Origin of the sequence: Streptomyces decoyicus (assembly GCF_019880305.1) — a bacterium.
GTDB lineage: Bacteria > Actinomycetota > Actinomycetes > Streptomycetales > Streptomycetaceae > Streptomyces > Streptomyces decoyicus.
The window spans coordinates 7,075,196-7,099,735 of record NZ_CP082301.1 but is presented as its reverse complement, the minus strand read 5'-3'; the positions used below and the strand labels follow the sequence as shown (position 1 = coordinate 7,099,735).

Annotated in this window: 21 protein-coding genes and 1 tRNA gene; 2 read left to right on the top strand and 20 right to left on the bottom strand. The window is 70.8% G+C overall.

What is annotated here, in order from left to right:
• Positions 1-17: 17 nt before the first annotated feature.
• The 16 genes from K7C20_RS31015 to K7C20_RS30940 all read right to left on the bottom strand — a co-directional run bounded on the left by K7C20_RS31015 (position 18) and on the right by K7C20_RS30940 (position 19,225).
• Positions 18-1,400 (bottom strand): aspartate aminotransferase family protein, encoded by a 1,383-nt coding sequence (locus tag K7C20_RS31015; RefSeq protein ID WP_030078920.1) that lies wholly within the window; start codon positions 1,398-1,400, stop codon positions 18-20.
• Entirely contained in the window at positions 1,397-3,277 is a 1,881-nt protein-coding gene (gene dxs, locus K7C20_RS31010) for a 1-deoxy-D-xylulose-5-phosphate synthase (RefSeq protein ID WP_030078922.1), read from the bottom strand. The genes K7C20_RS31015 and dxs overlap by 4 nt, the downstream gene beginning before the upstream one ends.
• 135 nt (positions 3,278-3,412) lie before the next feature.
• Positions 3,413-4,438 (bottom strand): adenosyl-hopene transferase HpnH, encoded by a 1,026-nt coding sequence (gene hpnH, locus K7C20_RS31005; RefSeq protein ID WP_030078924.1) that lies wholly within the window; start codon positions 4,436-4,438, stop codon positions 3,413-3,415.
• 5 nt (positions 4,439-4,443) lie between these two features.
• Positions 4,444-5,112 carry a phosphorylase family protein gene (locus K7C20_RS31000; protein WP_030078926.1) on the bottom strand — a complete coding sequence of 223 codons (669 nt, stop codon included), beginning with the start codon at positions 5,110-5,112 and terminating at the stop codon, positions 4,444-4,446.
• Positions 5,112-7,130, bottom strand: coding sequence for a squalene--hopene cyclase (shc, locus tag K7C20_RS30995; RefSeq protein ID WP_030078927.1), 2,019 nt, complete (start codon positions 7,128-7,130; stop codon positions 5,112-5,114). Before shc ends, K7C20_RS31000 begins: the two co-directional genes overlap by 1 nt.
• Before the next feature lie 107 nt (positions 7,131-7,237).
• Positions 7,238-8,302: a polyprenyl synthetase family protein gene (locus tag K7C20_RS30990; protein WP_030078929.1), complete on the bottom strand. Its 1,065-nt coding sequence runs from the start codon at positions 8,300-8,302 to the stop codon at positions 7,238-7,240.
• 53 nt (positions 8,303-8,355) lie between these two features.
• Positions 8,356-9,813, bottom strand: a complete 1,458-nt coding sequence (gene hpnE / locus K7C20_RS30985) for a hydroxysqualene dehydroxylase HpnE (RefSeq protein WP_078953402.1) — start codon at positions 9,811-9,813, stop codon at positions 8,356-8,358.
• 100 nt (positions 9,814-9,913) lie between these two features.
• Positions 9,914-10,867: a presqualene diphosphate synthase HpnD gene (gene hpnD, locus K7C20_RS30980; protein WP_048829108.1), complete on the bottom strand. Its 954-nt coding sequence runs from the start codon at positions 10,865-10,867 to the stop codon at positions 9,914-9,916.
• A complete protein-coding gene (gene hpnC / locus K7C20_RS30975) occupies positions 10,864-11,730 on the bottom strand; it encodes a squalene synthase HpnC (protein WP_053209689.1) in 867 nt (288 codons plus the stop codon). The genes hpnD and hpnC overlap by 4 nt, the downstream gene beginning before the upstream one ends.
• Before the next feature lie 449 nt (positions 11,731-12,179).
• On the bottom strand, positions 12,180-12,983 hold the full coding sequence (locus tag K7C20_RS30970; RefSeq protein ID WP_222892691.1) for an ABC transporter ATP-binding protein: 804 nt from the start codon (positions 12,981-12,983) through the stop codon (positions 12,180-12,182).
• A complete protein-coding gene (locus K7C20_RS30965; RefSeq protein WP_030078943.1) occupies positions 12,976-13,905 on the bottom strand; it encodes an ABC transporter permease in 930 nt (309 codons plus the stop codon). Before K7C20_RS30965 ends, K7C20_RS30970 begins: the two co-directional genes overlap by 8 nt.
• A gap of 78 nt (positions 13,906-13,983) precedes the next feature.
• The gene (locus K7C20_RS30960) at positions 13,984-14,856 is read right to left on the bottom strand and encodes a glycosyltransferase family 2 protein (protein WP_030078944.1); all 873 of its coding nucleotides are present in this window, start codon (positions 14,854-14,856) and stop codon (positions 13,984-13,986) included.
• Positions 14,857-14,879: 23 nt separating this feature from the next.
• Positions 14,880-15,659, bottom strand: coding sequence for a CDP-alcohol phosphatidyltransferase family protein (locus K7C20_RS30955; RefSeq protein WP_078889347.1), 780 nt, complete (start codon positions 15,657-15,659; stop codon positions 14,880-14,882).
• Positions 15,637-16,698 carry an iron-containing alcohol dehydrogenase family protein gene (locus K7C20_RS30950; RefSeq protein WP_030078947.1) on the bottom strand — a complete coding sequence of 354 codons (1,062 nt, stop codon included), beginning with the start codon at positions 16,696-16,698 and terminating at the stop codon, positions 15,637-15,639. Before K7C20_RS30950 ends, K7C20_RS30955 begins: the two co-directional genes overlap by 23 nt.
• Positions 16,686-17,423 (bottom strand): phosphocholine cytidylyltransferase family protein, encoded by a 738-nt coding sequence (locus tag K7C20_RS30945; RefSeq protein ID WP_030078949.1) that lies wholly within the window; start codon positions 17,421-17,423, stop codon positions 16,686-16,688. Before K7C20_RS30945 ends, K7C20_RS30950 begins: the two co-directional genes overlap by 13 nt.
• Positions 17,420-19,225 (bottom strand): DUF5941 domain-containing protein, encoded by a 1,806-nt coding sequence (locus tag K7C20_RS30940; RefSeq protein ID WP_030078951.1) that lies wholly within the window; start codon positions 19,223-19,225, stop codon positions 17,420-17,422. Before K7C20_RS30940 ends, K7C20_RS30945 begins: the two co-directional genes overlap by 4 nt.
• Positions 19,226-19,772: 547 nt before the next feature.
• Here K7C20_RS30940 and idi point away from each other — a divergent pair.
• On the top strand, positions 19,773-20,384 hold the full coding sequence (gene idi / locus K7C20_RS30935) for an isopentenyl-diphosphate Delta-isomerase (protein ID WP_030078955.1): 612 nt from the start codon (positions 19,773-19,775) through the stop codon (positions 20,382-20,384).
• Here the strand turns inward: idi and K7C20_RS30930 are convergent.
• The 3 genes from K7C20_RS30930 to K7C20_RS30920 form a co-directional block, all read right to left on the bottom strand.
• Positions 20,359-20,850, bottom strand: a complete 492-nt coding sequence (locus K7C20_RS30930) for an ATP-binding protein (protein WP_030078957.1) — start codon at positions 20,848-20,850, stop codon at positions 20,359-20,361. The genes idi and K7C20_RS30930 overlap by 26 nt on opposite strands.
• Before the next feature lie 251 nt (positions 20,851-21,101).
• Positions 21,102-21,175 (bottom strand) — tRNA-Met (locus K7C20_RS30925).
• A gap of 152 nt (positions 21,176-21,327) precedes the next feature.
• Positions 21,328-22,986 (bottom strand): ABC-F family ATP-binding cassette domain-containing protein, encoded by a 1,659-nt coding sequence (locus K7C20_RS30920; RefSeq protein ID WP_030078959.1) that lies wholly within the window; start codon positions 22,984-22,986, stop codon positions 21,328-21,330.
• A gap of 55 nt (positions 22,987-23,041) precedes the next feature.
• On the opposite strand from K7C20_RS30920, the gene K7C20_RS30915 reads away from it, so the two are divergent.
• Complete coding sequence (locus K7C20_RS30915; RefSeq protein ID WP_053210321.1) at positions 23,042-23,812, top strand: enoyl-CoA hydratase/isomerase family protein; 771 nt, start codon at positions 23,042-23,044, stop codon at positions 23,810-23,812.
• Between the two features lie 36 nt (positions 23,813-23,848).
• Here the strand turns inward: K7C20_RS30915 and K7C20_RS30910 are convergent, their stop codons facing one another.
• A complete protein-coding gene (locus K7C20_RS30910) occupies positions 23,849-24,493 on the bottom strand; it encodes a DJ-1/PfpI family protein (protein WP_030078963.1) in 645 nt (214 codons plus the stop codon).
• Positions 24,494-24,540: the final 47 nt, after the last annotated feature.

The window sequence follows — 24,540 nt, the reverse complement described above, 5'->3', positions numbered from 1 at the left end:
GGCGCTCCCGCGCCCGGTCAGCGGGTCTGGAGCGCTTGCTTGACCAGCGTCCGCCCGAAGTCCCACATCAGTCCGCCGCTCCCGTGGGCGTCGTCCATGACGGCTGTGAACGCCTCCACGAAACGGTCCACTTCCCGTTCCCCGATGATCAGCGGCGGAATCAGCTTGATGACTTCGAGATGGTCGCCGGAGACCTGGGTCAGGATGCGGTGCCGCTGGAGCAGCGGCACCACGACCATCTGCGCGAACAGCCCCTTGCGGGCCGCCTGGAGCATCGTCCAGCGGCCGCGCAGGCCAAGAGACTTGGGGCGGCCGAACTCGATGCCGATCATCAGGCCCCGGCCCCGTACGTCATGCAGCAGCTCGTACTTGTCCACCAGCGCGGCGAGCCGGGAGCGCAGCAGTTCGCCGGTGTGCCGGGCGCCCGCGACGATCTGCTCGTCCTCCATCACCGAGAGCACCGCCAGACCGGCCGCCATCGCCTGGGCGTTGGCACCAAAACTGGCGGAGTGCACCAACACCCGGTCCATGGACGAGTAGACCTTCTTGAAGATCCAGTCCTTGCCCAGCGTCGCGCCGACCGGGACATAGCCGCCGGACAGTGCCTTCGCCACACACACCAGATCCGGCTCGACGCCGTCCTCGTGCTGGTAGGCGAAGAAGTCGCCGGTACGGCCGAGGCCGGTCTGCACCTCGTCGGCGATCAGCAGGGCCTTGTGCCGGTGCAGCAGCTCCTGCGCGGCGCGCAGGAAACCGGGCGGCGTCGGGTGGACGCCCTTGCCCTGGATCGGTTCGACCACGAACGCCGCCACATCGCCGCGCTTCAGCTCCCGCTCCAGCGCGTCCAGATCGCCCATCTCCAGGGCGGTGTCCGGCAGCAGCGGGGCGAAACCGTCCCGGAAGCCGTCCTCGCCGTTGACGGAGAGCGAGCCGGTGGTCAGGCCGTGGAAGGCGTGGGTGCAGTAGAGGATGCGTCCTCTGCCGGTGGCGTAGCGGGCGAACTTCAGGGCGGTCTCGACGGCCTCGGTGCCGCTGTTGCCGAAGAAGACCCGGTCGAGGTGGGGCGCGTAGCTCAGTAGTTTCTCGGCGAGCAGGCCGGGCAGCGGCTGGCAGTCGAAGCGGGTGAGATCGGGGAGTTCGGCGTCCAGGACGTCGTGCAGTGCCTTGCGGACGACGGGGTGGTGCCGGCCCAGGCCCATCACCCCGAAGCCCGCGAGCATGTCGAGGTAGTCCTGGCCGTCGGTGTCCCAGAAGTAGGCGCCCTGGGCCCGCTCGTAGACCTTGTCGAAGCCGATGGTGTGCAGCATCCGCGGGAGTTGGTGGTTGAGATGGCGGGCGTGGAGTTCGTAGCGCTCGCCGCCGCGCTCGGCGAGCAGTGCGGTCAGGTCGAATCCGGTCACGAGTGGCTCTCCTTACGGGCCAGTGCGGCGCTGATCCGGCCGGCGATCTCGGCCGGGGTGAGGCCGATATCGGCCAGCAGCTCACCGCGCTTGGCGTGCGCCAGAAACTGCTCGGGGATACCGAAGGTGCGCAGCGGCACGTCCACGCCCGCGTCCCGCAGCGCCTGGCCGACCGCCCAACCCACGCCTCCGGTACGGCAGTTGTCCTCGACGACGACCACCATGGCATGCTCCGCGGCGAGTCCGGGGATCGCGGCGTCGACCGGTTTGACCCACCGCGGGTCGATGACGGTTGCATCGACGCCGCGCGCCGTGAGGAGTTCGGCGACCCGCAGACAGACCGGCGCCATCACGCCGACCGCGACCAGCAGGACGTCGGGGTGCGGTGCCCGGTGGAGGACATCGACGCCGCCGGTCCGGTCCACGGCCGGAACCGGGTCGTCCACCGGCTCCTTGGGGAAGCGGACGACGGTCGGTGCGTCGTGCACGTCCAGTGCTTCGCGCAGCTGGGCACGGAGCTGGCCGGCGTCGCGCGGTGCGGCGATCCGCAGGCCCGGTACGACGCCGAGCACCGACAGGTCCCACATGCCGTTGTGCGAGGCACCGTCGGTGCCGGTGATGCCCGCCCGGTCCAGTACGAAGGTCACTCCGCACTTGTGCAGTGCGACGTCCATCAGCAGCTGGTCGAAGGCACGGTTGAGGAAGGTGGCATAGACCGCGACGACAGGGTGCAGACCGGCGGTGGCCAGCCCCGCCGCCGACACCGTCGCATGCTGTTCGGCGATGCCCACGTCCCACACCCGGTCGGGGTACGCCGCGGCGAACTTCCCGAGCCCGACCGGTTGCAGCATCGCCGCCGTGAGGGCGACGACGTCCTCGCGCTCGGCACCGATGCGGACCATCTCGTCGCCGAAGACGGACGTCCAGGAGGGTGCGCCGAGCGGTGTGACGGGTGCGCAGGTCAGAGGGTCCATCACGCCGACGGTGTGGAAGTGGTCCGCCTCGTCCTCCAGGGCGGGAGGGTAGCCGCGGCCCTTCTCGGTGAGGCAGTGCACCAGTACCGGCCCGTGGAAGCCCGCCGCGCGGCGCAGCGCGGATTCGACGGCCGCGATGTCATGACCGTCGACCGGTCCGAGGTACTTCAGGCCCAGGTCCTCGAACATGCCCTGGGGCGCGAAGGCGTCCTTGAAGCCCTTCTTCGCACCGTGCAGCGACTCGTAGAGCGGCTGTCCGACGACCGGGGTGCGCTGGAGCATGTCCTTGCCCCAGGCCAGGAACTTCTCGTAGCCGTCGGCGGTGCGCAGGGTGGCGAGGTGGTCGGCGAGGCCGCCGATGGTGGGGGCGTAGGAGCGCTCGTTGTCGTTGATGACGATGATCAGGGGGCGGTCCTTGGCGGCGGCGATGTTGTTGAGCGCCTCCCAGGCCATCCCGCCGGTCAGCGCGCCGTCCCCGATGACGGCCACCACATGGCCGTCCCTGCCCAGCACCTGGTGAGCCTTGGCCAGGCCGTCGGCCCAGCCCAGCACCGTCGAGGCATGGCTGTTCTCGATGACGTCGTGCGCGGACTCGGCGCGTGACGGATAGCCGGACAGACCGCCCTTGGCCCGCAGCTTGGAGAAGTCCTGCCGGCCGGTCACGATCTTGTGCACGTACGCCTGGTGTCCGGTGTCCCACAGGATGCGGTCGGCGGGTGAGTCGAAGACGCGGTGCAGGGCGAGGGTCAGCTCGACCACGCCCAGGTTGGGCCCCAGATGGCCGCCGGTGCGGGTGACGGACTGCACGAGGAAGTGCCGGATCTCGTCGGCGAGTTCGGCCAGGCGGTCCTCGGGGAGCGCCTTGAGGTCGCGTGGATCCCGGATGTTCTCCAGCATCGTCATGTTCGGTCCCCCTCTACTGCTTCAGCTGACGGAGACCGGCCCGGCCCGGCCCACGCGCGGCGTACGGCGCATGAGCACAGGCCGGACCGGGGCGTCGGTGAGCCGTAGTGCCGCGGGCTCACCACTGGTCAACGGTCACCCGCGGTTGCCGACGACGGTCTCCTTCGCCGCCCTGAGCGACTCCTTCAGCGACCCCATGGTGGCGAGGACGGCGGTCGGCTCGTAGCCGCAGTGCGCCATGCAGTTGGCGCAGCGCGGGTCCTTGCCGCGGCCGTACTTGTCCCAGTCGGTCTCCTCGATGAGCTCCCGGTACGTCGGGACGTACCCGTCGCTCATGAGGTAGCAGGGGCGCTGCCAGCCGAAGAGCGAGTAGTTGGGGATCGCCCAGGCCGTGCACGGGAAATCCGCCTTGCCCTCCAGGAAGTCCAGGAACAGCGGGCTGTGGTTGAGCCGCCAGCGGCGCCGGTTGCCGCCGGCGAAGGCCTTCTTGAACAGCTCCCGGGTCTGCTCGACGCCGAGGAAGTGCTCCTGGTCGGGGGCCTTCTCGTAGGCGTAGGCGGGCGACAGCATCATTTCGTCGACCTGAAGATCGTCATTGAGGAAGTTGAGGACCTCGATGATGGTCTGCGGGGTGTCGGTGTTGAAGAAGGTGGAGTTGGTGGTGACGCGGAAGCCGCGTCGCTTGGCCTCCTTGATCGCCGCCACCGCCTCGTCGAATACGCCTTCCTTCGCGACGGATTCATCGTGTCGCTCGCGCATTCCGTCGATGTGCACCGCGAACGCGAAATACGGCGAGGGGGTGAAATTCTCCACCTTCTTGCGCAGCAACATCGCGTTGGTGCACAGGAAGACATACTTCCGCTTCGCCACCAACTGCCGCACGATCTCGTCGATCTGCGGGTGCATCAAGGGCTCGCCACCGGCGATGGAAACCATCGGGGCACCGGACTCCAGCACCGCGCCGACCGCCTGCGCCACCGGCATACGCTGCTTGAGCACGCCCGCCGGATGCTGGATCTTCCCGCAGCCCTCGCATTTCAGGTTGCACGCGAAAAGCGGTTCCAGCTCCACGATGAGCGGGAACTTCTCACGCCGGCGGATCATCTTCTGTTCAAAAAGATAGGTCCCGACCCGGATGGACTGACGGAGCGGCATAGCCATCTGGCTCACCTCCAGGGGAGCAGCAAAGAACGGTGCCATTCGTAGAAAACGGGTAGTACGGAGCGCAGCACGCGGAAGGCCGATATTCCACCGCGCACCGTGCCGATGCGTACGAGTTCATGTTCTGGAGCGTCCACGACCACCCGGACGGCCGCAACCGGACGGCTTCCGGCGCGCCGGGCGGCACGGAGGGTCGCGGCGGATTCCATATCCACGGCGACCGCGCCGGCGCCATGCAGCTCGGCCCGCTCCGCGCCGCGTACGACGTGGTCGGAGCCGCGCAGCAGACCGCTGTGCACGGTCAGGCCGCGTTCCCGCAGGGCCCGTAGCAGCGGGCCGTTGTCGCGGCAGAGCGTCTCGGGAGCGTCCGCGTGGTGATCGCGGGTGGCTTCGGCGACGACCACGTCCCCGGGGCGCATCCCCGGGGCGAGGCCGGCGCAGAAGCCACTGGCGACGACCGGAGAACGCTCGGTCACCGATCCTGCACTCAGTGCTTTGGTGAGGGCGCGTTCGGCCGCCTGGGGGCCCATGCCGGTACGGAGCGTGACCAGCCGTGGGCCGGCTCCTCCCGCTGCTCCCCCGCGGTCACCGCCGCGCAGCGCGAACCGCTCGATGCCGAGCGCACAGGCGACCAGCAGGGGCGGGTCCGCATCCGTGGGGGGCCGTCCCGGCATCAGGACCCCACCGGCGCGCCTGCCGGTCCCCCGTTGACGTAGCGGCCCAGGGCCGTCAGGGGGAAGACTTGGCGGTAGAGGTGGTAGTTGATGGAGAAGTCCCAGGGGAAGCCCGTGCCGGTGAAGTACGGCTCGTCCCAGGACCCGTCCTCGCGCTGGGTCTCGGTCAGCCAGCGCACTCCGCGCCGTACGGCCTCGCTGTCCCGCTCACCGGCCGCGAGCAGCGCCATGAGCGCCCAGGCGGTCTGCGAGGCGGTCGAGGCGCCGCGCCCTGCCCACCGCTCCTTGTCCTGGTAGGAGCGCTGGTCCTCGCCCCAGCCCCCGTCGTCGTTCTGCACCCGCTCCAGCCAGAGCACCGCCCGGCGCACCGCGGGGTGCGAGGCGGGGATGCCGGCCGCGGCGAGTGCGGGGAGCACCGAACCCGTGCCGTAGACGTAGTTGGTGCCCCAGCGGCCGAACCAGGCACCGCTGGGCTCCTGTTCGGCCAGCAGCCAGGCGATACCGCGGCGGGTGCGCGGGTCGTGGGTACGGCCGACGTCGGCGAGCATCTCGACGACATGGGCGGTGACATCGGCCGACGGCGGGTCGATGACCTCCCCGAAGTCGCAGAACGGCAGGCGGTTGGGGAACGGGCTGGTGTTGTCGACGTCGAAGGCGCCCCAGCCCCCGTCCTTGGACTGCATACCGAAGTTCCACCGCACCGCACGGCCCACCGCGGCCTCCACCCGCTGCGGGTCGGGGTGCTTGACCCGGCGCAGCGCGAGCACGACCTCGGCGGTGTCGTCGATGTCCGGGTAGTTGTCGTTCTCGAACTCGAACCCCCAGCCACCGGACGGGAGCAGGGGCCGCTGCACGCTCCAGTCGCCGGGCCGGTCGATCTGCTCGGCGAGCATCCAGTCGACGGCCTTGACCAGCTGCGGGTGGTCGGCGGGCAGTCCGGCGTCGGCCAGCGCGATGGTGGCCAGGCAGGTGTCCCAGACCGGGGACTGGCAGGCCTCGATCATCCGGGCACCGTCCTCGCGCCACACGGCGAACCGGTCCAGGGACGCAAGGCCGGTGCGCAGCACGGGGTGGTCGAGGTCGTAGCCGAGGAGGTGCAGGGCGATGACGGAGTAGACGGCGGGGGGCTGGATCCCGCCCCAGCAGCCGTCGTTCTCCTGCCGCTCGATGATCCAGCGGGCGGCGGAGCGCATCGCGGCGCCGCGCAGCTTGCGGAAGGCGACCTTGTGGTAGAGGTGCAGCGCCTTGTCGAGGCGCTGGAAGAGACCGTCCCAGCTGGTGGCGGGGGCGAGCGGCCGCGGCGGGTTGGGCCGGCGCGGATCGGTGTGCAGCTCGTCGAGGGCGAACGGCGCCGGGCGCACCGGGCGTTTGGCCGAGACGATCGTCAGCGGCACGATGGTCTGCCGCGCCCAGCATCCGAAGTCGTAGATGTTGAGCGGGAACCACTTGGGGAAGTAGAGGAGCTCCGGGGGCAGTTCGGGCAGGTCGTCCCACTTCCACCAGCCGAAGAGGGCCAGCCAGATGCGGGTGAAGACCCGGGCCGCGGCCACTCCGCCCTGCTCACGGACCCATGCGGCGGCCGTGGCCATGTGCGGTGCCTCCGGGGCGTCCCCGGCGAGGCGCAGGGCGACATAGGCCTCGATGGTGGCGGAGAGCTCGCCGGGCCCGCCGTGGAAGGTGGCCCAGGTGCTGTCCGCGCCCTGTTTGCCGCGGATGTAGCGGGCCGCGGCCTCGGTGAGCTTCGGGTCCTGGATGCCCAGGAATTGACGAAGCATCAAATCTTCGGCGTCCATCGTGACGTTGGTCTCGAGGTCGCCCTTCCACCATCCGGCCCGGTCCTGGACGGAGAGCAGATAGTCCGTGGCGCGGGCGGTCGCGCGCCGGGCGGCCTCCGCCGTGTCGTGCCGTACGGCGGTCCTGGTGGGTGTGGCTTTTTCGGTTGTCTCAGCGGTGGCATCGCTGGCCGAGGGGGCCCGGGGCGGCAGCGCCCCGGTGCTTCCGTCGGTCGTCGCTGTCATGGCTTCCCCTTCGGCAGTGAACTGTGAAAAGCGTGCTCAGGGATTCCGTCGGCCGGCGCCCGGCTGGCACCGGCCGGCGACTGCGATCTATTCGGTGTCGATGCGGCTCATCTCTCGCGTACAACGACGAAGTCCGCGAGTGCGACGAGCTGTGCACGGACCTGCTCCGGGATGTCGATCTCCTCAAGGGCTGCGACGGCGGTGGCGTGCTGGCGGCGGGCCTCCTGCGAGGTCCACTCACGGCCGCCGGCCTCCTCGATGAGAGCCGCGCGGGAGGCGAACTCCTCCTCGGTGAAGTCGGCGATCTCGGTCTCGCTCTTCTTCGCGTCGGCCGCCAGGATCTCGGCGAGACGCTCGGAGGCCTGGCCGCCTGCGGCCAGCGCGGCGACGACCGGCAGCGACTTCTTGCGCTGGCGCAGGTCGCTCCAGGGCCGCTTGCCGGTGGCGTCCGGGTCGCCCCAGATGCCGAGCAGATCGTCGACGGCCTGGAAGGCGAGGCCGAGGTGGTAGCCGTACTTCTCCAGGGTGTCGGCGGTACGGTCGTCGGCGCCGCCGAGGACGGCACCGATGGAGACGGCGCAGGCCAGCAGCGCGCCGGTCTTGTTGCCCTCCATCTCCAGGCACTCCTCGACGGTGACCCGCTCGCGGTGCTCGTAGGAGATGTCCTGGGCCTGACCGTCGATCAGTTTGCGGGAGGCCAGGGTCAGCCGGCGGGTGGCGCGACCGGCGTCGACCGTGCCGAGCTCCAGCAGTATTTCGTTGGCGAGGGCGAAGAGCGCATCGCCGACGAGGATGGCCTGTGCGGGGCCGTGCACCTTCCAGACGGTGTCGCGGTGCCTGCGCTGCTCGTCACCGTCCATGAGGTCGTCGTGCAGCAGCGAGAAGTTGTGCACCAGCTCGACGGCGACCGCGCCGGGGATACCGACCTCGGGAGCCGCGCCGGCGGCCTCGGCCGACAGCAGGGCGAGCGCGGGCCGGACCGCCTTGCCGCTGTCGCCCGTGGTGGGACGGCCCGCGGCGTCGATCCAGCCGAAGTGGTAAGCGGCGACGGTGTCCATGGGAGGAGCGAGCCGGTCCACGGCGGCACGCAGCACGGGAGTGGCGAGTGTCCGCCCGCGCTCCAGCAGCGCGGTGACGCTCTCGGTGTCGATAGCTGGGGAAGCCGGATTCACGGTTTCTCCTCTGTTTCCGATGCTCGTGCTCGTGCGAGCGCTCGTACTCGTAGTCATGCCGCCTCCTGAGGCAACTGGCCCTGGGGGAAGCCGAGTTCGGTGAGTGCCTCGCGAGCGGCGGCAGTGCCGCTGCGAACAGCGCTTTCCATGGTCGCGGGCCACCCGGTGGCGGTCCACGCACCGGCCAGGAACAGGCCGGGAGCTTGAGTGCGGGCGGCGGGGCGGAGCCTGCCGACGCCTGGGGCGGGCGCAAAGGTCGCGGTGCGCTCGCGGGTGACGAAGAAGTCGTGGATCCTGGCGCCGCGGGCGGCGGGCAGCAGCCGCTCCAGCTCGGGCAGGTAGCGGGCACGGAGCTTGGCGACCGGCTGGTCGATCTCGTCCTGCGCGGCGGACTGCGAGACCGCCAGATACTGGCAGCGCTCACGACCCGCGAGGTGCGTCAGCCCCGAGGCGTCGGTGCGGTCGAAGACCCACTGGACCGGGGAGCCGACCGCGGCGAAGAAGGGGCGGCGCAGCACCTTGCGGTCGTAGACGACATGGAGGTTGAGGATCGGGGCCGTGCCGATGTCCAGCAGCCGGTCCTTGCCGTCCAGCGTCCCGTCGGGCAGCAGGGTGTGGGCCTCGCGCTGCGGTACGGCGAGGACAACGGTGTCCGCGGCCAGCTGCTCGCTGCCGTGCGGGCCGTTCTCCACCGTGACCTGCCAGCCGTCGTCGCTGCGCGTGAGAGCCCCGGCGCGGGTGCGCAGGGCGATGCGTACGCCGGCCTTCTCCAGGGCCGTGCGGGCGAGGGTGTCATGGACGTCGCCGAGCGGGACGCGGGACCAGCCGATGTCGGCGGCGCCGGGGGCGGACAGCAGCCCGGTCTTGAAGACCTTGGCGGCCAGGCCCATCGAGACGTCGTCGGCACGGGCGTTGAGGGTCGCGATGCCGACCAGGTCCCACAGCGCCTCGATGGCGCGGGCGGACTGGCCGTACCGGCGCAGCCAGCTGCCGAAGTCCACGCCGTCCAGCGCGGGGTCGGCCGGGTCGAGGCCCTTGAGCGCGAGGGTGGCGCGGACGACGCCGGCGCGCTCGGCGGGCGAGAGATGCGGATAGCCGGCCAGGCTCCGGGCGAGGTGCAGCGGTACGGGGAGCGCGGTACGGCGCAGCCGGCCGAGCCGCATCCGGTCGGCGTCCAGTACGGGTACGTCCATACGGTCCTGGAGGGGCACCAGTTGCGCGGCGCCGATCCGCTCCAGCAGCCGGGTGTAGGCGGTGCAGCAGCGGAGATGGACATGCTGGCCGTTGTCGACGGTCAGCTCGCCGGCGCCGGAGTCGCGGCGGAAGGAGAAGACCAGCCCGCCGAGGCGGGGCCGGCCCTCGACCAGGGTGACCCGCAGCCCCGCGTCGGCCAGTGCGAGCGCCGCGGTGGTACCCGCGAGACCGCCCCCGATGACCACCGCGGCCGCGCCCTCGGGACGGCCTGACGGCAGGACGTGCCGCGGGCCGGGCCGCCTGGCTCCCGATGTCATGTGATCTCCCCCCGTACTGCTGTGAGGGACGCAGCCACCCGGGAGAGGGTTGCCTGCCGCGCTGACGCGGGGTCACCGCTGTCGTGCGCCGCCCGGTGCATCATCCGCGCCTCCGGACGGACTCCCGGCGGCCGATCGCCCGCGCGTCGAGCCCGGACAGCCCGCGCACCGCGACGAACGCCTTCTCCCGGCCGGGCAGCGAGACCCGGCCGCGCAGCACCGCCTCGGGGTCGGCGGCGATCCGGGACAGCAGGCGGTGGTAGATGCCGGCCATCGCGGCCACACAGGCACCGCTGCGCCGGTCGAGCATCGGCAACAGCCGGAAGCCCTCGGCGAACAGCGCGCGGGCGCGCTTCACCTCGAAGTGCACCAGGCCGGTGAAGTCGGCGCCGGGCGGCGGTACGGGGCGCTCGAACCCGGCCGCGCAGCCGAACTTGGCGAGGTCCTCGGCAGGGAGGTACGTACGGCCGTTGCCGGCGTCCTCGCGAACGTCCCGGAGAATATTGGTCAGTTGCAGGGCGAGGCCGAGGGTGTCGGCGTACTCGGAAGCGCGCTCGGCGTCCTGTGCGCCCGGCACGGTGCCGAACACGCCCAGCGAGAGCCGTCCGATGGCGCCGGCGACACAGCGGCAGTAGCCCCTCAGCTCGTCCCAGGTCTCGTAGGTCTCGCCGCGCACATCCATCAGCACGCCGTCGATCAGCTCGTCGAGACCGTCCAGCGGCAGCGGGAAGCGGCGGGCGGCGTCGGACAGCGCGACGGCCACCGGGTCGGTGTCGTCCTCGGCGATCCGGCCGTCCTTGATGCGCGCCAGCAGCGCCCGGGTGTCCTCCAGGCGCCCTTGCTTGGCGGTGGGCTCCAGGGTGCCGTCACCGATGTCGTCGACCCGGCGGGAGAAGGCGTAGAGCGCCGACATGGCCTGCCGCTTGTCGGTCGGCAGCAGCCGGATGCCGTAGGCGAAGTTGCGTGCCTGCTGCCCGGTGATGGCCTCGCAGTAGCGGTACGCAGCGAGCACCGGCGCGGACGCGTGTGCAGTTGCCTCCACGGTCCGACTCACCCCTCTCTTCGCAATGTCGCCCCCACCTCGCGCAGCAGGCTGAGCTTGGTCGGCTTGGGCGGTCCAGGGAGTACGTCGTGATCGGCGGCCGCGACCGCCTGGAGTGCAGCGCGTCCGCCACCGACAAAACCGGCCAGCAGCAGCTTGAGTCTGCCGTGGACGCTACCCACCAGCGGGGTGCCTTCATTCAGCAGCTCACGGGCGCGTTCGGCTTCGTAGGCGATCAGTGCACGCACCGATGCGCCCCCGCTCGGCGCGGCCAGATCGGCCTCGTTGACCCCAAAGCGTTTCATGTCCTCGGCGGGGAGGTAGATGCGGTCCCGCCCGAGGTCCTCGGCCACGTCCTGGACGTGTTCGACGATCTGGAGGGCGGTGCAGACCGCGTCCGAGCGGCGGATGCGTTCGGGGCTCGCGGTACCGGTAATGGCGAGGACGAGCCGGCCGACGGGGTTGGCGGACAGCTCGCAGTAGGCGGCCAGGTCGTCGTAGGTGCCGTAGCGGCTCACCCGCTGGTCCTGCCGGTTGGCCTCGATGAGAGCGAGGAACGGCTCGGGGGTCAGCGCGCAGCGGCGGACCGTCGGGCCGAGCCGGCGCATGAGCGGATGCCCGGGGCCGGGTGCACGGTCGCTGAAGACGCGGTGCAGGTCCGCTTCCAGTGCGTCCAGCAGCGCCGGCCGGTTGTCGCATTGCGCGCGGTCGAGTCCGAGGAGTACGGCATCGCCGCCGCCGGGTGCGAGATCGCCGTCACCGATGTCGTCGACGAGCCGGGCGAAGCCATAGACGGCCATCAGGTCCGTGCGCCACGCGCGGGGCAGAAAGAACGGCGCGACCGGGAAGTTCTCGTGTGCGGCCTGATCGAGCACGGTGCGCGTCTGCTCCCGCCCGTCACCCGCCGCCCCCCGTCGGAGGAAGGCGCGACGCGCCTGCTCGTTGTCTCGGCTCACCGGGGGCTGCCCGGCGCATTTCGGTGCCGGAGCGAACCAGTAGCCATTGCCGTCACGTCTCCCGTTCTACACCGCCAAGCTAAAACATCCTATTTCGGACACGCCGCAGCAGGCGCCGCGCCCGATCGAGCCCACATCGCCCGCTCGGGTGAGCATTGCCCGACATATACCACTTGTGCTGTTCGGTACCCGTACAGCTTACGCCGTACATCTCGCCCGCGTCCGAGGGGGTCCCGAAGCTTGAGGAAACGATCCGGTCAACATCCATTACGCCCGAACTGTTCCCGAATCCAATGGAGTTGACCATTTCATGACGCTCGAAGGCCCCCGCGAGGCTGACTCACGGAGGCCTTCGGCTGCGGGAGGGGCTATTTGCCCGTCTCCTTTTCGTACGCCTTGATCACTTCGTCCGTCGGGCCGTCCATCAGCAGTTCGCCGCGCTCCAGCCACAGGACGCGGTCGCAGGTGTCGCGGATGGACTTGTTGTTGTGGCTGACCAGGAAGACCGTGCCGGCTTCCTTGCGCAGTTCGCGGATGCGGGCCTCGGAGCGCTTTTGGAAGCTGCGGTCGCCGGTGGCCAGGGCCTCGTCGATCATCAGCACGTCGTGGTCCTTGGCCGCGGCGATGGAGAACCGCAGCCGGGCGGCCATGCCGGAGGAGTAGGTGCGCATCGGCAGCGAGATGAAGTCGCCCTTCTCGTTGATGCCGGAGAAGTCGACGATGCCGTCGTAGCGCTCGCGGACCTGGTCGCGGGACATGCCCATGGCCAGGCCGCCGAGGAGGACGTTCTTCTCGCCGGTCAGGTCGTTCATCAGCGCGGCGTTCACGCCCAGCAGCGAGGGCTGGCCGTGGGTGTAGACCTTGCCGCGCTCGGCGGGCAGCAGGCCGGCGACCGCCTTGAGCAGCGTCGACTTGCCCGAGCCGTTGGAGCCGATCAGGCCGATGGACTCGCCGCGGTAGGCGGTGAACGAGACGCCCTTGACCGCGTGCACCTCGCGTACGCCCGCCGAGGGCTTGCGCCGGACGATGCGGTTGAGCGCCGCGGTGGCACCGCCCTTGCCCGTACCGGTGCCGTAGACCCGGTAGACGATGTGCAGATCGTCCGCGATCACCGTCGGGATGCGGGCCTCCGCGGCTTCTGTCGGCTCGATGCCGTTGCTCTGCTCAGCCACGTCCGTACCGCTCCTCAGCCTTCCAGAAGTACACAAAGCCGACGACGCCCATCAGCAGCGCCCAGCCCCCGGCGAACGCCCACACATGCGGCGGCAGCTTGTGGTGCGTGAAGCTGTCGATCAGCGCGAAGCGCATCAGGTCGATGTACACGGCGGCCGGGTTGGCGTTCAGCAGCACCTCCACGAAGGCCGGGACGTGCTTGCCCTTGAGGATCAGGTCGATGCTGAACATCACGCCCGACGCATACATCCACGTCCGCATGATGAACGGCATCAGCTGCGCCAGGTCCGGGGTCTTGCTGCCCAGCCGGGCCATGACCATCGCCAGGCCGGTGTTGAAGACGAACTGGAGCGTCAGCGCCGGGACGGCCAGCAGCCACGACCAGGTGGGGATCTGCCCGAAACCGAGCAGGATCACCACCAGCACACCCATCGAGAACAGCAGCTGCTGCAGCTGCATCAGGCAGAACGAGATGGGCAGGCAGGCGCGCGGGAAGTGCAGCGCCCGCACCAGGCCCAGGTTGCCCGAGATCGACCGCGTTCCGGCCATCACCGAGCTCTGGGTGAAGGTGAAGATGAAGACACCGGTCACCAGGAACGGGACGAAGTCCGGGACGCCCTTCCTCGTGCCGATCAGCAGACCGAAGATCAAGTAGTAGACGAGCGCGTTCAGCAGCGGCGTCGCCACCTGCCAGACCTGTCCCAGCTTGGCCTGGCTGTACTGCGCCGTCAGCTTGGCACTGGCAAAGGCGGAGATGAAGTGCCGCCGGTCCCACAGCTGCCGGACGTACTCCGGAAGGCCGGGACGGGCCCCGCTCTGCGAGAGCCCGTACTTCTGGGCCCGCTGGGCAGGGGTGAGCCCTTCGTCGGAAGCAGGCGGGGCACTCATGGCGACCGCACTGTCGTGCGTGGTCTCGCTCACAGTTGACACTTTCGTCCTCAAGGTGCGCTGCCGGGGCCACGCCCCGGCTCGCGCCTGATGCTCTCAGATCCGAGCTTGTCAGATGACGGGAGGGCGGCCCAGTCGGGTCAGTCGCCAAACGGTAGCCCACTTCATGGGACGCCTGGGACCGCTCGGGGTCACCCAGCCCTCCTTGAAGCCGCCCAGCCAAGCCCGCAGCGCCGGTCGCGACGGCCGACGGGCGAGGGTGAGCAGGAACCAGACACCGAGATAGACCGGAACCAGCGGGGCGGGAAGATTGCGCCGGGCCAGCCACACACGGTTACGGGCCACCATCCGGTGGTAGACCGCGTGCCGGGCCGGTGCCGTCGTCGGATGGAAGAGGACCATGTCCGAGCGGTAGTCGATCTGCCAGCCCGCGTCCAGCGCGCGCCAGGCCAGATCGGTCTCCTCGTGCGCGTAGAAGAAGTCGTCGGGCAGCCCGCCGACCTCCTCGAAGACATGGGTGCGGACCGCGTTCGCACCGCCGAGGAAGGTGGTGACCCGCGACGAGCGCATCGGGTCCGAGGCCCGCAGCCGCGGGACGTGGCGGCGCTGGGTCTCCCCCGTGTCCGGGTCGGCGATCCGGAAGCTGATGATGCCGAGCTCGGGGTCCGCGGCGAACGCCTCCCGGCACAGCTCGGCGGTGTCCTCCCTGGCCAGCAGCCCGTCGTCGTCGAGGAAGAGCAGCACGTCGACCTCGCTGCCGCCGGGACCGAACGCCTCGATACCGACATTGCGGCCGGCCGGGATGCCGACGTTCTCCGGCAGCTCGACGGTCCGTACGCCCTCGGGGAGCTCGGGCAGCGGCGAACCGTTGCCGACGACCGCGATCTCGATCGGGTCGCCCTCCTGCTTGGCGACCGAGTCCAGCAGCGCGCGCAGCTCCTCGGGGCGGTTGCCCATGGTCAGGACAACCGCACCGAGGCGCATGCTCTTACCCACACCGGCCCCCGTCACTTGAGCCTGCTGGAGGCGAGGATGGACACGAGGTGGAGCAGCGTCTGGACGATCGCGATGCCGGCGAGCACGGCGACGCCGAGGCGCGAGAAGAACAGGTCGCCCCTGATGGTGTCCAGGACCGCGAGGGCCAGGATCAGCAGGGACGCCTCGACCCCGAGGACGAGCCGGTGGAACTTCAGCGCCGCGGCGGCCTTGCGGGCCAGCGCCATCCCGGACGAGCGCGGCTCGGACGCCGCCTCCTTGACCGGCGGCAGCCCGCCCTGGTGGCGGGCGACACCGACGAGGTCGGTCTCGGCCTTGATCAGGATCGCGCCGAGGGCGGCGAGCGTGCCGAGGAAGGCCCACAGCCAGTCGATCCGCCCGGAGCCCCACAGGTCGGCGGCGCGCAGGCCGAAGCCGACCAGCACCGCGGCGTCGCACAGGTAGGCGCCGACCCGGTCCAGGTACACCCCGCCGAGCGAGAACTGCTTCTTCCAGCGGGCGACCTCGCCGTCGACGCAGTCGAGCAGCAGGTACAGCTGGACCATCAGCACGCCGAGGACGGCGCCCGCGATCCCCGGCACCAGCAGGGCCGGGGCGGCGAGGACGCCGAAAACGGTCATCAGGTAGGTCAGCTGGTTGGGCGTGACCTTCGTGTTCACCAGGTGCCGGTCGATGCGCAAGGAGAGCTCGCGCATGTAGAGCCGGCCGGCCCAGTGCTCGCCGCTCCGCCGGTCCTTCACACCCGGAGGGTGAACGACCGGGCGGAGCTCAGCTACCGATGGCTTGTGCATAGTCGGCGTAAGCGTCCCTGATCTGGTCGGTGGACAGGTCGAGGTGCTCCAGGATGGTGTAGCGCCCCGGGCGGGTCTTGGGTGCGTACTCGACGGCCTGGACGAATTCCTCGTCGGTGAAGCCGATCTCACCCGGCGTGACCGGCAGGCCGTGCCTGCGCAGCACCTCGACCATCAGGTCACGGGTCTCCTTGTCCCCGCGCAGATGCGTGGCGAACGCCGCGGCGAGGCCGCACTGTTCGCCGTGGCTCGCCGCACGCTTGGGGTAGAGGATGTCGAGCGCGTGGTTGATCTCGTGGCAGGCGCCGGACGCCGGACGGCTGTCGCCGGCCACCGACATCGAGATGCCGGTCAGGACCAGACCCTCGGCCAGCACCTGGAGGAAGGCGTCGTCGCCGACCCCGCCGGGGTGGCGGAGCACGGCCTCGCCGGCCTGGCGTGCCATGGCGGCGGCCAGTCCGTCGATCGCCTCGCCGGTCTCCCGGTGCGAGAGCTCCCAGTCCCGGACCGCGGAGATGTTGGAGATCGCGTCGCCGATGCCGGAGCGGACGAACCGGACCGGGGCCTCACGGATGATGTCGAGGTCGATCACCACGGCGATCGGGTTCGGCACACCGTAGGAGCCGCGGCCCGCGTCGTTGTCGAGGGTGGCGACCGGCGAGCACAGGCCGTCGTGCGACAGGTTCGTCGCCACGGCGACCAGCGGCAGACCGATCCGCGCGGCGGCGAACTTGGCGCAGTCGATGATCTTGCCGCCGCCGAGGCCCACGACCGCGTCGTAGTGCCCCTTCTTCATGGCGTCGGCCAGCTTGATCGCTTCGTCCAGGGTGCCGCCGCCGACCTCGTACCACTCGGCGCCGGGCAGCGCGGGGGACAGCCGCTCACGCAGCCGTGCCCCCGAGCCGCCGCTGATCGCGATGGCGAGCTTGCCCGACGCGGAGATGCGCTGATCGGCCAGCAGGCCCGCCAGGTCGTCCAGGGCGCCGGCGTTGATGTCGACGACGACCGGGGACGGGATGAGGCGGGTCAGTACTGGCATGCGATGTCACGGCCCTTCGCCAGGTCGTCATGGTTGTCGATCTCGACCCACTTGACGTCGCCGATCGGTGCCACGTCCACCTTGAAGCCGCGGTTGACGAGCTCCTGGTAGCCGTCCTCGTAGTAGAGGTCGGGGTCCCGCTCGAAGGTGGTCTTCAGGGCGTCGGCCAGCTCCTCGGCGGCCTCGCCCTCGATGAGGGTGACGCCGATGTACTCACCGGTCGCCTCGGCCGGGTCCATCAGCTTCGTGATCTTCTGGACGCCCTTGGCGGGGTCCACGACGACCTTCATCTCCTCGTCGGCGAGCTGCTTGACGGTGTCCAGCGCGAGGATGATCTTCTTGCCGTCGCCGCGGGCGGCGAGCAGGGTCTTCTCGACGGAGACCGGGTGCACGGTGTCGCCGTTGGCGAGGATCACGGTGTGCTTGATCGAGTCACGGCCGCACCACAGGGAGTAGGCGTTGTTCCACTCCTCGGCCTTGTCGTTGTCGATGAGGGTGAGCTTGAGGCCGTACTTCTGCTCCAGGGCCTCCTTGCGCTCGTAGACGGCTTCCTTGCGGTAGCCGACAATGATCGCGACCTCGGTCAGGCCGATCTCGGCGAAGTTGCCGAGGGTCAGGTCGAGAATGGTCGTGTCCCCGTCGACCGGCACCAGAGCCTTGGGCAGGGTGTCGGTGTAGGGGCGCAGACGCCGTCCGGCGCCGGCAGCCAGCACGAGGCCGATCATGCGGGTTCTCCTTCATCGTGTACGGCGGGTGCTTGGGAGGACACCCAGAAGCGGATGCTCTCGATGAGCACCAGCAGCGCCAGGACCACAGCAAGGGCCGTCAGCGCGATTGTGAAACCTGAGGGGGACAGCGCGGCGGCGAGGACGGTGATCAGGAGGATCCGTCCCTCATGTCCGCCGGTCGCCCGGACCAGCCACCGCGGAGGGGCTCCGGTGCCACCGCGGATGCGGTAGACCGTGTCGTAGTGATGGTAGGCGACCGCCGCGACCAGCCCGTACGCCGCGGGCAGCGCTCCGGGGACGTCCGTACGGGCGGCCAGCACCAGGATGGTGACGTACTCGCCGGCCCGGAAGAAGGGCGGCACCAGCCAGTCGAGGGCGCCCTTGAGCGGCCGGGCCACGGCCGCGCCGGCCAGCAGCGCGGAGCAGACGGCGACGCCGACGGTGAGCCAGGACGTGGGGTCGTCCTGGAAAATCACCCAGACCAGCAGCACGGCGGCTGAGAGAAATGCCATGACGGGCGCCAGGAAGGAACCGGTGCGGCCGCGGCCGCGGGCCCGGCCCGCGATCAGCTCGGCGAGCGGCCCGGAGTCCGCGAGGTCGGCCAGCGCCCGGGCGGCGCGGTCGGTGCGCCGGGCCCGGCGGGTCAGCGAACGCAGCACCCGTCCTGCCGTGGTGTAGCAGGCGGCCAGTGCGCAGCCGATGAGCAGGGCGTAGAAGACGATGCGCGGAGTGGTGCACGCGGTGAGTACCGCAATCATGGCCCAGCGTTCGCCGATCGGCAGCACGATCATGCGGCGCACCCAGACCGTCCAGCCGACGCTGTCGAGCTTGTCGGAGAGCGCGGCGGTGGGACTGGTGTTGGCGCTGGCGTCGTGGTTCGCCTCGTTGAACGAGAAGTCGACGACATGGCGGCAGGTCTGGAGCACCATCGCGCCGAGCGCCAGCGCCCAGACGTCATCGCCGCCGCGGGCCGCGCCCAGGGCCAGGCCCGCGTAGTACGCGTACTCCTTGGCCCGGTCGAAGGTGGCGTCGAGCCAGGCGCCCATCGTCGAGTACTGGAGGGAGTAGCGGGCGAGCTGCCCGTCGGTGCAGTCCAGGACGAAGGAGAACAGCAGCAGGAGGCCGGCGGCGATGAAGCCGCCGCGGGTTCCGGTGGCCGCGCAGCCGGCCGCGATCAGCGCGGTGAGCAGCGACGCGGTGGTGACCTGGTTGGGGGTGAGCCCGCGGCGCGCGCACCAGCGGGCGAGGTAGCGGGAGTACGGGCTGATGCAGTACGTCGTGAAGAACCCGTCGCGGGACTTCACGGCGGTGCGCAGCCGTACGGCCTCGTCGTCGACGGCGGCGACGGCCTCCCGGGCGTCCTCGCGCTGTGCCGGGGTGAGCGCGACGGTGGCGACCAGGCTGCCCAGCTCGACGCGGTGCAGACCGGTCTCCTCGCGGTCGAGGGACTCGGTGAGGGTGTCGGTGAGGACATCCGTGAGGTGGGCGGTGCCGGCGCCGACCGGGATCCTGCCGAACGCGCGAGCCAGCGCGGCGCGGGCCCCGGGCTGCGCGGTGAGCGCGCCCGGCACGGCCGCGGCGGGGAAGCGGGGGTCGGTCAGCGCGAGCCGCAGGGCATGCAGATGGCCGACGAAGCGGGGGTCGACGACGGCGACCCGCTCCTGCGCGGGCACCGCGGCGAGCAGCTCGGCGGCGGAGGCGGCATCGTTCGCCGTGCGGACGTCAAAGCCCAGCGTGCGCAGGTCGGCTTCGAGCGGCGACCCGGCGACCGGCGGACCGGTGAGGATGGCGGTCGACAGACGAACTCACTCCTTGGATGCTGACAAGGCAGCACGGGCCGGTTCGCAGTCGGTTCCGCATTCGATACGAACTACCCGGGCAGCGGGCGTGGCACACCTGGCGCCCGGAGGGCTGGGGTGGCACGTCGGCAGAGGCTATCGGATCGCCGGATGCGGCCGTTCACCGCGCATTCACCGCACGATCGAGTGACCGCCGGCTGCGCCTGCCGCGATCATCATGGTGGATCAGGTGGTGCATGAACAACTGGCCTGCGGACCTGGTGTTCCCTCCGGTGCCGGTTATGAGAGGGCTGGTCACAGGGCGGGCGGGTTGTGCCGGGGCAGGTGTGGTGCGTGCCATTCCGGTCCGCGGGCGAGCGCGGTCCGGCCGGTGCCGTCACCGGACACGTCCTCCGCCCCAGGAGCGCGGCAGCGGATGTGGACCATCTCACGGCCGGGCGCACTCCCCGGCCGGCGCGCGGGCATGTGGCGCCGCGCACCCACTCTGCCGGTGATGCGGACCCGGCTAGGGCAGACTTGGCGTCGAAGACCGACGACAAGGATGGGCATGCCGATCACACCTGCCAACGGACAGACCGCCGCGGACCCGGCGGTGAGCACACCGGGCGGCGCCGCCGAACCGATCATGCTGGAGCTGGTCGACGAGGACGGCACGACGATCGGCACCGCGGAGAAGCTCGCGGCCCACCAGCCTCCCGGGCAGCTGCACCGGGCGTTCTCCGTCTTCCTCTTCGACGAGAAGGGGCGGCTGTTGCTCCAGCGCCGGGCACTGGGGAAGTACCACTCCCCCGGTGTGTGGTCCAACACCTGCTGCGGTCACCCGTATCCCGGTGAGGCGCCGTTCGTGGCCGCGGCCCGGCGGACCTCCGAGGAGCTGGGCCTGGCGCCCGCCCTGCTGGCGGAGGCGGGCACCGTGCGTTACAACCATCCCGACCCGGCCTCCGGCCTTGTGGAGCAGGAGTACAACCACCTGTTCGTCGGACTGGTGCGGGCCGAGCCGGCACCCGACCCCGAGGAGATCGGCGAGATCGCGTTCGTGACGCCGCAGGAGCTGGCCGAGCGGCATGCCGAGGCGCCGTTCTCCGCGTGGTTCATGACCGTGCTGGACGCGGCACGTCCGGCGGTGCGCGAGCTCACAGGACAGGCGGCGGGCTGGTAGCGAGCGGGGTGAGCGGCAGCTCGGCCCAGATGGCCTTGCCGCCGTTCCTCGTGTTCTCGACGTCGCATTTGCCGCCCGCCTCCGCGGTGAGCGTCTTGACGAGCCACAGGCCGCGGCCGCCGACATCACCCTGCTCCGCCTCCAGTGCCTTGGGGCGGTAGGGGTGGTTGTCCTCGACCGCGACGCGTAGCCAGTTCGCCCCGATGGTGACCTGGACGGCGATCTGGGGCGAGAGCAGGGCGGCGTGCCGGACGGCGTTGGTGACGAGTTCGGAGACGATGAGCAACAGGCCGTCCATGATCTCGGCGGCCACGGGCACACGCTGTTCGTCGAGCAGATCCCGGACCGCGTGGCGTGCCTGCGGCACCGAGGCCTCCAGTGCCGGGGCGGTGAACCGCCAGACACCTTCGTACGCGAGCGGGGAGGTCAGCTCTTCGGGGGGTTCTGCAGGGGGTCCTGAAGGCATCCTCACAGGAAGAGTGTTGAGAATGCGTTGGTCCGGACCGGCCAGCTGAACACAAGTCAGCGCCTATCGACGCTTTATGACCGATTCCGAACGGTTCGACCGAACCGGCGACCGGGCCTGCTCGCTTCATCGGTTGTTTGCGGACTCACCCGCCAGGGCTGCCGCGCGATCCTCGCCATCGCAGCGGGTCTCGCGGGACCGCAGCACAAAGGCCCGGTGCCTGGGCACCGGGCCTGCTGCGCTGTCTTCAGTAGCGGGGACAGGATTTGAACCTGCGACCTCTGGGTTATGAGCCCAGCGAGCTACCGAGCTGCTCCACCCCGCGTCGGTGAACACCACACTACGGGCCGGCCGCCTCAGGACCAAATCGATAATCATCACGGGTGCCGCGGGCCCGCCGGCCCCGGTGAGCGCGGGCGGCCGGGCGGCGGTCCGTCCACGCTCCCACCGCGCCCGCGCAGCGCTCCCGCGGCGTTCTCACACCGTCCGGTCGGTGATCCGTCCGCCGTCGACCTCGATACGGCGGGTGGTGTGCACCGCTTCGAGCATCCGGCGGTCGTGCGTCACCAGCAGCAGGGTGCCCGGGTACGAGGCGAGCGCGGACTCCAGCTGTTCGATGGCCGGCAGATCGAGGTGGTTGGTCGGCTCGTCCAGGACGAGGAGGTTGACCCCGCGGCCCTGGAGGAGGGCCAGCGCGGCACGGGTCCGCTCCCCCGGCGACAGCGTGCGCGCCGGGCGCATTACATGCGCCGCCTTCAGCCCGAACTTCGCCAGCAGGGTGCGCACATCGGCGGGCGGCAGCTCGGGGACGCAGGCCCGGAAGGCGTCCATCAGCGGTTCGTCGCCCAGGCCGTGTGCGCCGAAGAGCCGGCCGCGCGCCTGGTCGACCTCGCCGACGACCACGCCGGGGCCCAGGGCTGCGTGCCCCGTCTCCAGCGGGAGCCGGCCGAGGAGGGCGGCGAGCAGGGTCGACTTGCCGGAGCCGTTGGGGCCCGTGATGGCGACCCGGTCCGCCCAGTCGATCTGGAGGTCCACCGGGCCGAAGCGGAAGTCGCCGCGCCGGACCCCGGCGCCGCGCAGGGTGGCCACGACCGCGCCGGCCCGTGGCGCGGCGGCGATCTCCATCCTCAGCTCCCACTCCTTGCGCGGTTCCTCGACGACATCGAGCCGCTCGATCAGGCGCTGGGTCTGCTTGGCCTTGGCGGCCTGCTTCTCGGTGGCCTCCACGCGGGCCTTGCGGCCGATCTTGTCGTTGTCGGGAGCCTTGCGGCGGGCGTTCTTGACGCCCTTCTCCATCCAGTTGCGCTGGGTGTGTGCCCGGGTCTCCAGGCCGGCCTTGGTGTCGGCGTACTCCTCGTACTGCTCGCGCGCATGACGCCGGGCCCGCTCGCGCTCCTCCAGGTAGGAGGTGTAGCCGCCGCCGTAGGTGTTGACCTGCTGCTGGGCGAGGTCGAGTTCGACGACGCGGGTGACCGTGCGGGTCAGGAACTCGCGGTCGTGGCTGACCAGGACGGTGCCGGCGCGCAGCCCCGTGACGAAGGACTCCAGACGGTGCAGGCCGTCCAGATCGAGGTCGTTGGTGGGCTCGTCCAGCAGGAAGATGTCGTAACGGGAGAGCAGCAGCGAGGCGAGCGAGGCACGGGCAGCCTGACCGCCGGAGAGCGTCGTCATCGGCTGGTCGAGGCCGATGGACAGGCCGAGCTGCTCGGCGGTCTCCTCGGCGCGCTCGTCCAGGTCGGCCGCGCCCAGCGCGAGCCAGCGCTCCAGCGCCGTGGCGTAGGCGTCGTCCGCGCCGGGCCGCTCGTCGACCAGCGCCTGGGTGGCGGTGTCCAGGGCGAGCTGGGCGTCGGTCACGCCCGTACGGCGGGCGAAGAAGGCCCGTACGGTCTCGTCCGGGCGGCGGTCGGGCTCCTGCGGGAGGTGGCCGACGGTGGCGGTGGGCGGGCTGAGCGAGAGCTTGCCGTCCTCCGGGGTGTCCAGGCCGGCCAGCAGGCGCAGCAGCGTGGACTTGCCCGCACCGTTGGCGCCGACGAGGCCGACCACGTCGCCGGGGGCGACGACCAGATCGAGACCGGAGAACAGGACGCGCTCGCCGTGGCCGGCGGCGAGGTCTTTGGCGACGAGAGTTGCTGACATCAGGCCGCCGATCGTATCCGGCCCGCTCCGTCGCGGTCGCTCTAATATCCGGAGCATGGAACCCGGTCTGAAGACGCATGTCAGCGACGGCACCGCCACCGTCACCATCAGCAATACCGGCAAGCGGAACGCGATGACCGTGCAGATGTGGCGGGATCTGCCGCCGCTGCTGGAGCGGCTGGCGGCCGACCGTTCCGTCCGGTCGCTGGTGCTGACCGGCGAGGGCGGGACCTTCTGCGCGGGTGCGGACATCGGATCGCTGCGGGAGGCGGCGGGTGAGTCGCAGGGCCTGGCGGTGGCGGCCGAGGAGGCGCTGGCGGCGTTCCCCGGGCCGACGCTGGCGGCGATACGCGGCTACTGCGTGGGCGGCGGCGCCCAGTTGGCGGCCGCCTGCGATCTGCGGTTCGCGGAGGAGGGCGCACTGTTCGGGGTGACGCCTGCCAAGCTGGCGGTCGTCTATCCGGCGTCCGCCACCCGGCGGCTGGTGCGGCTGGTGGGGCTTTCCGCCGCCAAGTACCTGCTGTTCTCCGGTGAGTTGATCGACTGTGCGCGGGCGCTGCGTACGGGCCTGGTGGACGAGGTGCTGGGCGAGGGCGAGCTGGACAAGCGGGTGACGGAGTTCTCGGCCGTACTGGCGAGCCGGTCGCTGCTGACGCAGACCGCGGCGAAGGAGCTGGCCAACGGGACCTGGGACGTACCGCCGGCCGAGGCCGAGGAGCGCGGCGCCCACTGGGCCGCGCAGGCACGTGCGAGCGGCGACACCGCGGAGGGTGCCGCCGCCTTCCTGGAGCGCCGGGCCCCGCGCTTCACCTGGCCGACGGGCTGACAGCAGGGGCCTGTCAGGAGCCCGTGGGCCGGCTCCTCACTCCTCCCCTTCCAGCAGGAACCGGCTGCGCTCCCGCAGCAACGCGGTGACCTCGGCCGGCGCCTTGTCCGGGGAGCCCGCGTCGTAAGGCGGCTGCGGGTCGTATTCGATGCCGAGCTGGATCGCCTGGGCCACGGTGTCCCCGGCGATCCGGCCGGCCAGGGCCAGCCCCATGTCGATGCCGGACGAGACACCCGCCGCCGTGACGTACTTGCCGTCGAAGACCACCCGCTCCCCGGTCGGCTCGGCCCCCAGCGCGGGGAGCTGGTCCAGCGCGAGCCAGTGGGAGGTCGCCCGGCGCCCCTTGAGGAGGCCCGCGGCGCCCAGGATCAGCGAGCCGGTGCACACCGAGGTGGTCCAGGTGGTGGCGGCGTCCACGGCGCGGACCCATTCCTGGACGGGACCGTCCGCCATGTGTGCGATCTGCCCGGGGCCGCCGGGCACGACGAGGATGTCCGGTGCGGTGACCTCGCCCAGGGTGGCGTCGGCGACCAGCGCGAGCGAGCCGAGCTCGTTGCGGTACGGGCCGGTGCGCTCGCCGACGAATACCGGCTCCGCCCCTGGCAGCCGGCTGAGGGTGTCGTAGGGGCCGACGGCGTCCAGCGTGGTGAAGCGGTCGTAGAGGAGGATCGCGAGCTGCATACCGGTTCCTGTCGGTCGGGTGTGGTGCCGGCACGGCGGGTGAGCGG